Genomic DNA, 8544 nt, shown 5'->3' with positions numbered 1-8544 from the left:
CGCGATGCCGCTCGTCGCGATCGTCGCGTGCTACCACATGTTCGATGCGCTGCAGGTCACGTCCGCGTTCGTGCTGCGCGCGTACAAGGTGGCGGTCGTGCCGACCGTGATCTATGCGGTCGCGCTGTGGGGTGTCGGACTCAGCGGCGGCTACGTGCTCGGCTTCGACGTGGGCGGGATCGCGCCCGCGTGGCTGACCGGCGCGCGCGGCTTCTGGTTCGCGAACACGGTCAGCCTGATGCTCGCGGGCGCGGGGCTCGTGCTGTACCTGCGCCGCATCAGTCGCGCGCACGCCGCCTTGGCCTGACGCGCGGCGCGCTACGCGCTCTCCAGCACGTCGGCCGCGTGATACGACGACCGCACGAGCGGGCCGGCGACGACTTCCCTGAAACCGAGCGCGAGCGCCTCGTCGTGCCATGCGGCGAAAGCCTCCGGGCTCACGTAACGCCGCACCGGCAAATGGTGTTCCGACGGCGCCAGATACTGGCCGAGCGTCAGCACGTCGACCTCGTGCGCGCGCAGGTCGCGCAGCGTGTCGCGCACCTCGTCGTCGCGCTCGCCGAGCCCGAGCATCAAGCCCGATTTCGTCACGAGCGTCGGCCGCGCGGCCTTCGCCTGCGCGAGCAGTTCGAGCGAGCCGCGATAGTCGGCGCCCGGCCGCGCCGCGCGATACAGCGACGGCACCGTCTCGATGTTGTGGTTGAACACATCGGGCCACGCCGACGACAGCGCGTCGAGCGCACGCGCCACACGGCCGCGGAAGTCCGGCGTCAGCACCTCGACACCGATACCCGGCACGCTCGCGCGCACCGCCGCGATGCACGCGGCGAAATGCGCGGCGCCGCCGTCGCGCAGGTCGTCGCGGTCGACCGACGTGATCACGACGTAGCGCAACCCGAGCGCCGCCGCCGCGTCGGCCAGCCGCGCGGGCTCGTCGGGATCGAGCGGCTCGGGGCGGCCGTGCGCGACATCGCAGAACGGGCAACGCCGCGTACACAGTCCGCCCATGATCATGAAGGTCGCGGTGCGCTGCGCGAAGCATTCGCCGATGTTCGGACACATCGCCTCCTCGCAGACGGAATGCAGCCGATGCTCGCGCAGCACGGCGGCCATGTCGGCCACCGCCGCGCTCATCATCGGCCGCGCGCGCAGCCACGGCGGCTTCGGCAGCGCCGCGCCGGCCGCGGGCTCGACGCGCACCGGAATGCGCGCGAGCTTGTCGCGACTTCTCGCGCCGGGCTGGCCGAGCGCCGTGCGGCTGGGTCGTTCGAGCGCGGCGGTCATCGTCAGTCTCCGAGGAACGCGACGATCAGGCGGTTCACGTCGGCGGCCGCTTCCATCTGCACCATGTGCCCGCTGCCGGCGATCACCTCGGCACGCACGCCGTCCGGCAAGCCCTGCGCATGCTGCACGGGAATCACCTGGTCGCGCTCGCCCCAGATCACGAGCGTGCGCGGCGCCAGCGTCGCGAGCCGGTCACGGAACACACGCCGCTGCGCGGCGCCGTCGAACGCGGCGTGCGCGATCTTCTCCAGCGCGGCCTGCACGCCTTCGAGCCGCTTGTACTTGACGAGGTCCTCGACGAGTTGCCGCGTGACCAGCGCGTCGTCCGCGAACAGCGCGCCGAGGTGCGGTTTCAGCGTGTTGCGGCTGTTGCCGGCGACGAAGCCGTCGATGTACGCGCGGTTGATGTCGGTGCCGAGCCCCGCGCTCGCGATCAGCGTGAGCGATGCAACGCGTTGCGGTGCGCGCTCGGCCACCGTCATCGCGACCGCCCCGCCCATCGAATGGCCGATCGGGTGCGCGCGCTCGATGTGCTGCGCATCGAGCAGCGCGAGCACCGCGTCGGCCAGTTCGTCGAGGCTGCCGGTCTCGACCGCCTTGCCCGATTCGCCGTGGCCGGGCAGATCGAGCGCCCACACCGGCCGGTGCGCGGCGAGCTCCGCGTGGTTGAACAGCCAGTTGTTCAGGTCGCCGCCGAAGCCGTGGATCAGCACGGCGGGCGTGCCCGACCCCTCGCCCAGCTTCAGGAAGCGGACCGTGCGGCCGCCGATCTGCGCCTTCTCCGGCTGCGGGCCGGCCGCCTCGTCGGACGCCGCGCTCGGCACGAAATCGCGCTGGAAATCGGCGATCGCCGCGTCGATGTCGGCATCGCTCGCCTCGGCGGCCGCGACGACACCGAGCAGCGCGCCGACGGGCAGCGTCTCGCCCTCCTGCGCGACCTGCCGGCGCAGCGTGCCGTCGAATGCGCATTCGACACCCGACGAGATCTTGTCGGTCTCGACGTCGAGCACTTCGTCGCCCTTCGCCACGCGTTCGCCGACCGCCTTCAGCCAGCCGTTGACCTGCCCCTGCTCCATCGACAGCCCCCATTTGGGCATCGTGATCATGTGAATCGACATCGTGTCAGCTCCTCGTCTTGAGTACCGCCTGCGCAATTGCATCGGCGGACGGGATATACAGGTCTTCCAGCACGCCGGCGAACGGCGCGGGCGTATGCGGCGCGGTGACGAGCTCGATCGGCGCCTTCAGAGACCGGAACGCGCGCTGCGCGACGAGCGCGGCGATGTCGGTCGCGATCGAGCAGCGCGGATTCGCTTCGTCGACCACCACCACGCGCCCGGTGCGCGCCGCGCTTTCGAGGATCGTTTCCTCGTCGAGCGGCGACGTCGTGCGCAGGTCGATCACGTCGCACTGGATGCCGCCCTTCGCGAGCGTCGCGGCCGCGTCCATCGCGAGATGCACCATCCGGCCGTACGTGACGATCGTCGCGTCGTCGCCGTCGCGCAGCACGTTCGCCTCGCCGAACGGAATCGCATAGGATTCCTCCGGGACGTCGCCCTCACGCGTATAGAGCAGCTTGTGTTCGAGGAAGATCACGGGATCGTTGTCGCGGATCGCCTGGATCAGCAGCCCCTTCGCGTCGTACGGCGTCGACGGGCACACGACCTTCAGCCCCGGGATATGCGTGAACAGCGACGTGAGCATCTGCGAGTGCTGCGCGGCCGCGCGCAGGCCGGCGCCGTACATCGCGCGGATCACGACCGGCGTCACGGCCTTGCCGCCGAACATGTAGCGGAATTTCGCGGCCTGGTTGAAGATCTGGTCGAAACACACGCCCATGAAATCGATGAACATCAGTTCCGCGACGGGACGCATCCCGCACGCGGCGGCGCCGACCGCCGCGCCGATGTAGCCGCCCTCCGACAGCGGCGTATCGAGCACGCGGCCCGGAAACTTGTGGAACAGCCCCTTCGTCACGCCGAGCACGCCGCCCCATGCGTCGTCCTCGCCCGGCGCGCCCGCACCGCCCGCGTTGTCCTCGCCCATCACGATCACGCTGTCGTCGCGCGCCATTTCCTGCGCGAGCGCCTCGTTGATCGCCTGCGAATAAGTGATCTTCCTTGCCATGTCTGTCTCCTGGAATGTTCGGTTCGCCGTGCCGGCTGCTGGATCAGGCCGCGCTCACGGATACGACACGTAGACGTCGGCCAGCAGGTCGGCGGCATCCGGCAGCGGCGCCGCCTTCGCCTGCGCGACCGCGTCGTCGATCAGCGCCTTCACCTGGGCGTCGACCGCACGCAGGTCGTCGGTCGTCAGCGCTTCGGCGCGCACGACGCGGGCTTCGAAATGCTTCAGGCAGTCCTTCTCGTCGCGCAGCTTCTGCACTTCGCCCGGCGCCCGGTAGGTTTGCGCATCGCCCTCGAAGTGGCCGAAGTAGCGCGTGAACTTCACTTCGACGAGCGTCGGCCCGCCGCCGTTGCGCGCCCGTTCGACGGCCTCGCCGAGCGCCTCGTGCACCGCGAAGAAGTCGAAGCCGTCGACGATCACGCCCGGCATCCCGAACCCGTTCGCGCGATCGGCGATGTTGTCGGTCGCGACCGACCAGCTCGACGACGTCGCTTCCGCATAGCCGTTGTTTTCGGCGACGAAGATCGCGGGCAGCCGCCACACCGACGCGAGGTTCATCGATTCGAAGATCACGCCCTGGTTCGACGCGCCGTCGCCGAAGAAGCACACGCCGACGCCGCCCGTCTTCTTGTGCTTGGCCGCGAGCGCCGCGCCGCACACGAGCGGGCCGCCCGCGCCGACGATCCCGTTCGCGCCGAGCATCCCCATCGACAGGTCGGCGATGTGCATCGAGCCGCCCTTGCCGTGGCAGACGCCCGTCTTCTTGCCGTAGATCTCGGCCATCATCCCGTGCACGTCGACGCCCTTGGCGATGCAATGGCCGTGGCCGCGGTGCGTGGTGGCCACGTAGTCGTCGAGGCCGAGGTGCAGGATCGTGCCGACGGCGGACGCCTCCTCGCCCGCGTACAGGTGAACGAAGCCGGGTATCTCGCCGGTCGCGAATTCGACGTGCAGGCGTTCCTCGAATTCGCGGATCGTGCGCATCAGCCGATAGGCGTCCAGCAGCTTGTCCCTGCCGAGCTGTGTCGAAGCGGTCATGTGTGTCTCCTGGTAGGTCTGACTGCGAATGCCGCCCCGGCCATGCCGTGGCGGCGGATTGCACGGCCTGGGGCCGTCAGTGGAACGTGAAGCCGCCGTCGACGTTCACGGCCTGGCCCGTCACGTTGTCCATCGTCGCGAAGAACAGCGCGAGCCGGCCCATGTCTTCCGGGGTCTGCGCGCGGCCCTGCGGAATCAGCGTCAACTGGTGCCGCTGCCACGATTCCTCGACCGATTCGCCGTCGGTCTTCCATTCGTCTGACAGCCGGTCCCACATGTAGGTACGGACGATGCCCGGGCAGATCGCGTTGACGGTCACGCCGTCGCGCGCAAGCTCCTTCGCCAGCGCGTTGGTGAAGCCGACGACCGCGAATTTCGATGCGCTGTAATGCGCGAGATTCGGAAAGCCTTCCTTGCCCGCGATCGACGCGACGTTGATGATCCGGCCGCGCCCCTGCGCCTTCAGGTGCGCGAGCGCCGCCCGGCAGCCGAGGAACGTGCCCTTCGCGTTCACGTCCATCACGAAATCCCAGTCGCGCTCGGTCAGTTCGGCGACCGGATGAATGCTGATCACGCCCGCGCAGTTCACGAGGATGTCGAGCCCGCCGAGGTCGGCGAGCGCCTGCGCGACCATCGCGTCGACCTGCGCGGCCTGCGTGACGTCGACCTTCGCGATCGCGGCCCGCCGGCCGAGCGCGCGCACCTCGCGCGCGGTGGCGTCGAGCGCGTCGTCGAGCAGGTCGGCCAGCAGGATGTCGGCGCCGGCGCCGGCGAGCGTCAGCGCGATGCCGCGGCCGATGCCGCGCGCGCCGCCCGTGACGATGGCGACCTGTCCTTCGAGAGGGGCTGTCATGGCGATGTCTCCTTGATGATCGTGATGGATGTCGAAATGCCGGTGCGTGAAACCAACCGTCGATCGTTAGTCCTGCCACGCACCCGCGTCGCGCAGCAGTTGCCGCGACGACGCGTAGCGCAGCGTGCGGCCGACGTCGACCGTCAGCGGCCCGTGCCAGTCGAGCGCAATCTCGTAGCGATCGCCGCGCGCGACCTCGATCTCGCGCTCGCCGTCGAACGCGAGCGTGCCGCGCTCGAACGGGATCGCGTGCCACGTGTCCGGCTCGAGCCGCTCGCAACTGCGCATCACGACACGGTCGACGCGCCCCGGCGCGATCGGCGCGACGAGCGGCGTGCCGGCCGCGTTGCCGGCTTGCGCGAAGCGCATCGCGAGCCCGTGCGGCGCGCTGCGTTCGAGCGGCGCCCACGCGCCGCCGAGCGCGGACAAGCCGATGCCGTCCGGTTCCGCGAACGTCAGGTAGAGCGAATCGATGTCGTCGGAGCCGGAGATCGCGCGTGCGCCGATGAAGCGCTGCCGCGCGGCGCACACGTCGACGAGCGCGATCTCCTCGCGCCCCGGCTGCGCGCCCGCGACGCAGCGCACGACGAGCCGCTTGTTGCGCACGAACGCGACCTCGGCCGGCACGGCGCCGGTCGCGGCAAGCCCTGCGGCGACGCCGGCGACGGTCGCCTCGCGATGTTCGGGAAACGCGTTGTTGGTGCCGGTGGACAGCGCGACGAGCGGCGTCGCGCCGCAATGCGCGGCCACCGCGCGATGGGTGCCGTCGCCGCCGAGCACGACGATCAGCGCCACTTCCATCCGGTGCAGATAGGCCGCGCCGGCCTGCGTGTCGGCGACGGAATCGGTGATCGGCAAGTCGACGAATTCGACCTGCGGCCAGCGCTCGTGCGGCGCGACCGCGCGATGCGTGTCGATCGCGCGCAGCAGCAGCGTCGCGATACCCGTGCGGTCGCGCAGCGTCAGCACGCGCTCGACGCCCATCGCGCCAAGGCCGGCCAGCAGGCGCACGATCATGTTCGCCTTCTCCGCGGTCGGGAACACGGATGCATGCGTCGTGAGGCGGCGGATGTCGCGCCCCGAAGCGGGGTTCGCGATCACGCCGACGGTAACGGGCGTCGTCACGGATTTGTCTCCATCCAGTGGGCGGGGCCGGCGCATTGGCGCACGCATCGGCCCTGCCTGTTTCGTCCGCTGCCATCGACGGGCGGCGGATCGTCGTCGCCGACGCAATCGCACCGGCTTGCCCGTCATCTCTGCAAGCAGCGTGCCATCGCGCGTGCGATGGCCACGAAACCCGCGTCCGCACTGGCGCGGCGGGCACACGCGAATTCGGGATGCTTGGCCGTGACGACGCAGCACACATCGAATTCGCCGCGGCGTCTCACGTCGTCGATACGGCGACGTGGTCGTCGCGGCACCCGCGCCTGCCCGGCATTCCGCCCGCCAACCCCGCGTTCGCGCGGCGCCGCGCATGCAGCGCCGCGCCGGCCGAGCGCCGCACGCCACGCATGCGGCCGTCTCAACCGCGCGAGACACGGCGCGACACCGGTGAGACGACCGTCTCACGCGCGCCGCGTGCTGCGATGCAATGTGATCCGCAGGACCGGATGTGCTACAAGAACAGCGACATCCCCGCCGTACGGAACCGGAGCCGACCATGCCCTACGCCGTCCCCCAGGCCCAGCACGCCGATCGTGTCCTCGGCGCGCTCGCCGGACGCCTGCCCGCGCCGGCGGATTCCGCGCGTCTCGTGTCGTCGTGGCAACGATCGCTGGAGCGCTACCGTCTCGACCCCGCTTCGTCGATCGGCCCGCGCGTGCTGACCGCGGCCGAACTGCGCGAAGTGCGCGACAAGGAGGAAGCCTTCCTGCGCGCGTCGGGCCAGTGCCTGACGCGGCTGCACGACATGATCCGCGTCGCCGATTACTGCGTGATGCTGACCGACGCGCACGGCGTGACGATCGACTACCGGATCGACCGCGAACGCCGCAACGACTTCCGTCACGCGGGGCTGCACATCGGCTCGTGCTGGTCGGAAAGCGAGGAAGGAACCTGCGGTGTCGCGAGCGTGCTGACCGATCTCGCGCCGATCACCGTGCACAAGACCGATCACTTTCGCGCCGCGTTCACGACGCTCACCTGCAGCGCGGCGCCGATCTTCTCGCCGGGCGGCGAGTTGATCGGCGTGCTCGACGCGTCGGCCGTGCATTCGCCCGACGGCCGCGACAGCCAGCGCCTCGTCTATCAGCTCGTGCGGCAGAGCGCGGCGCTGATCGAGGACGGCTACTTCGTGCACAGCACCGCGCAGCACTGGATATTGTTCGGGCATCCGAACCGTCACTACGTCGAGGCGCAACCGGAGTGGCTGATCGCGTTCGACGAATGCGGCAACATCGTCGCCGCGAACCGGCACGCGCGCGATGCGCTGCCGGCGCTGCGCGAGCCGCGCCATATCGACGAGATCTTCGACGCGACCGAGATGCCGCTGCGCGATGCGGCGCGGCTCGATGCCATCGTCGCGCTGCGGGTGCGCGCGACCGGCGCACCGCTCTACGCGCGGCTGCGCGCGCCGCTACGACGCGCCGGCCGTGAACCGGCCGCTGCATCGCGCCGCCCGGGCACCACCGCGCCGCGTCACGTCGGCGCGCTGACGCCGTTCCTGCACAGCAGCGACGCGCGCATCGCGCAACAGGCCGAACTCGCGCTGCGCGTCGCGAGCAAGCGGCTGCCTATCCTCGTGCTCGGCGAAACCGGCGCGGGCAAGGAAGTGTTCGCCCGCGCGATCCACGACGCCGGCGCACGGCGCGCGCGGCCGTTCATCGCCGTCAACTGCGGCGCGCTGCCGGAAGCGCTGATCGAGAGCGAACTGTTCGGTTATGCGGCCGGCGCGTTCACCGGCGCACGCAAGCACGGCGCGCGCGGCAAGATCGCGCTCGCCGACGGCGGCACGCTGTTTCTCGATGAAATCGGCGACATGCCGCTCGCGCTGCAGACGCGCCTGTTGCGCGTCCTGGCCGACGGCGAGGTCGTGCCGCTCGGCAGCGATACGCCCGTGCGCGTCGATCTCGACGTGATCTGCGCGACGCACCGCGATCTCGGGCGGATGGTGGCCGACGGCACGTTCCGCGAAGACCTGTACTACCGGCTGAGCGGCGCGACGTTCGACCTGCCGCCGCTGCGCGAACGCGCGGACGTGCGCGACGTGATCGCCGCCGTGTTCGCCGAGGAAGCGCAAGCGA

At 70.4% G+C, this 8544-nt stretch carries 7 protein-coding genes and 1 pseudogene; 2 read left to right on the top strand and 6 right to left on the bottom strand.

Features of this window, described 5'->3' with window-relative positions:
- Positions 1-307 (top strand): annotated as a pseudogene (locus JMF90_RS12790) (MATE family efflux transporter); the annotation flags it as partial.
- A gap of 11 nt (positions 308-318) precedes the next feature.
- On the opposite strand, the gene lipA reads toward JMF90_RS12790, so the two are convergent.
- From lipA to JMF90_RS12760, 6 genes are all read right to left on the bottom strand, one after another.
- Positions 319-1284 (bottom strand): lipoyl synthase, encoded by a 966-nt coding sequence (gene lipA, locus JMF90_RS12785; protein ID WP_011549674.1) that lies wholly within the window; start codon positions 1282-1284, stop codon positions 319-321.
- Between the two features lie 2 nt (positions 1285-1286).
- The gene (locus JMF90_RS12780; protein WP_201316961.1) at positions 1287-2402 is read right to left on the bottom strand and encodes an acetoin dehydrogenase dihydrolipoyllysine-residue acetyltransferase subunit; all 1116 of its coding nucleotides are present in this window, start codon (positions 2400-2402) and stop codon (positions 1287-1289) included.
- A gap of 4 nt (positions 2403-2406) precedes the next feature.
- A complete protein-coding gene (locus JMF90_RS12775; protein WP_011549672.1) occupies positions 2407-3411 on the bottom strand; it encodes an alpha-ketoacid dehydrogenase subunit beta in 1005 nt (334 codons plus the stop codon).
- Between the two features lie 54 nt (positions 3412-3465).
- Complete coding sequence (locus tag JMF90_RS12770) at positions 3466-4449, bottom strand: thiamine pyrophosphate-dependent dehydrogenase E1 component subunit alpha (protein ID WP_011549671.1); 984 nt, start codon at positions 4447-4449, stop codon at positions 3466-3468.
- A 76-nt stretch (positions 4450-4525) separates the two neighbouring features.
- On the bottom strand, positions 4526-5302 hold the full coding sequence (locus JMF90_RS12765; protein WP_011549670.1) for an SDR family NAD(P)-dependent oxidoreductase: 777 nt from the start codon (positions 5300-5302) through the stop codon (positions 4526-4528).
- A gap of 66 nt (positions 5303-5368) precedes the next feature.
- Positions 5369-6427 carry an ATP-NAD kinase family protein gene (locus tag JMF90_RS12760; RefSeq protein WP_054927898.1) on the bottom strand — a complete coding sequence of 353 codons (1059 nt, stop codon included), beginning with the start codon at positions 6425-6427 and terminating at the stop codon, positions 5369-5371.
- A gap of 535 nt (positions 6428-6962) precedes the next feature.
- On the opposite strand from JMF90_RS12760, the gene JMF90_RS12755 reads away from it, so the two are divergent.
- On the top strand, positions 6963-8544 hold a 1582-nt coding region (locus JMF90_RS12755), incomplete at its 3' end, for a sigma-54-dependent Fis family transcriptional regulator (protein ID WP_201325142.1).

The organism is Burkholderia sp. E168m23, from assembly GCF_016586125.1.
Classification (GTDB): domain Bacteria; phylum Pseudomonadota; class Gammaproteobacteria; order Burkholderiales; family Burkholderiaceae; genus Burkholderia; species Burkholderia orbicola.
The sequence above is the reverse complement of the archived record's forward strand: the minus strand, read 5'-3'. Positions and strand labels throughout refer to the sequence as shown.